We start from the raw sequence: 1,377 nt of genomic DNA on the forward strand, positions 1-1,377 counted from the left end.
AAATAGTTATTTTAAATTGGTCAAGCCCTCGACCTATTAGTATTAGTCAGCTAAAAATGTTACCATCCTTACACCTCTAACCTATCAACCTGATGTTCTTTCAGGGGTCTTACTAACTTGTGTTATGGGAAATCTTATCTTGAGGTGGGCTTCACGCTTAGATGCCTTCAGCGTTTATCCCTTCCCGACATAGCTACCCAGCCATGCCGCTGGCGCGGCAACTGGTACACCAGAGGTCAGTCCATCCCGGTCCTCTCGTACTAAGGACAGCTCCTCTCAAATTTCCTTCGCCCGCGACGGATAGGGACCGAACTGTCTCACGACGTTCTGAACCCAGCTCGCGTGCCGCTTTAATGGGCGAACAGCCCAACCCTTGGGACCTACTTCAGCCCCAGGATGCGACGAGCCGACATCGAGGTGCCAAACCTCCCCGTCGATGTGGACTCTTGGGGGAGATCAGCCTGTTATCCCCGAGGTAGCTTTTATCCGTTGAGCGATGACCCTCCCACGAGGAATCACCGGATCACTAAGCCCGACTTTCGTCCCTGCTCCACCTGTATGTGTCGCAGTCAGGCTCCCTTCTGCCTTTGCACTCTTCGCGCGGTTTCCAACCGCGCTGAGGGAACCTTTGGGCGCCTCCGTTACTTTTTAGGAGGCGACCGCCCCAGTCAAACTGCCCATCTAGCTATGTCCCGTGGCCAGTTTCATGGCCTCCGGTTAGAATCTCAATACTGTCAGGGTGGTATCCCAAAGATGGCTCAATAGTCCCTGACGAGATTATTTCCTAGCCTCCCACCTATTCTGTACAGACAATACCGAAACTCAATGCTAAACTACAGTAAAGCTCTACGGGGTCTTTCCGTCCAATCGCGGGTAGCAAGCATCTTCACTTGCACTACAATTTCGCCGGATTTGCTGTTGAGACAGTGCCCAAATCATTACGCCATTCGTGCGGGTCGGAACTTACCCGACAAGGAATTTCGCTACCTTAGGACCGTTATAGTTACGGCCGCCGTTTACTGGGGCTTAAGTTCATGCCTTCGCTTGCGCTAAGCAATCCCCTTAACCTTCCAGCACCGGGCAGGCGTCAGCTCCTATACTTCAGCTTTCGCTTTAGCAGAAACCTGTGTTTTTGATAAACAGTTGCTTGGGCCTATTCTCTGCGGCCTGCTCTCGCAGGCACCCCTTATCCCGAAGTTACGGGGTCAATTTGCCGAGTTCCTTAACAGCAATTCTTCCGATGGTCTTAGGATTCTCTCCTCATCTACCTGTGTCGGTTTGCGGTACGGGCACCAAATTCCTCGATAGAGACTTTTCTTGGCAGCATGAAATCAGATACTTCGGAAATAAATTTCCTTCCCCGTAACACCCCAGATT

General features: G+C 51.5%; 1 rRNA gene (only partly in view). It reads right to left on the reverse strand.

Annotated features, from left to right (window positions below):
* Positions 1–16: 16 nt before the first annotated feature.
* Positions 17–1,377 (reverse strand): 23S ribosomal RNA (locus tag ACJDT4_RS23230); its annotated part runs 1,465 nt beyond the window's last position; the annotation flags it as partial.

It is taken from the genome of Clostridium neuense, from assembly GCF_045310695.1.
GTDB classification, from domain to species: domain Bacteria; phylum Bacillota; class Clostridia; order Clostridiales; family Clostridiaceae; genus Clostridium_S; species Clostridium_S neuense.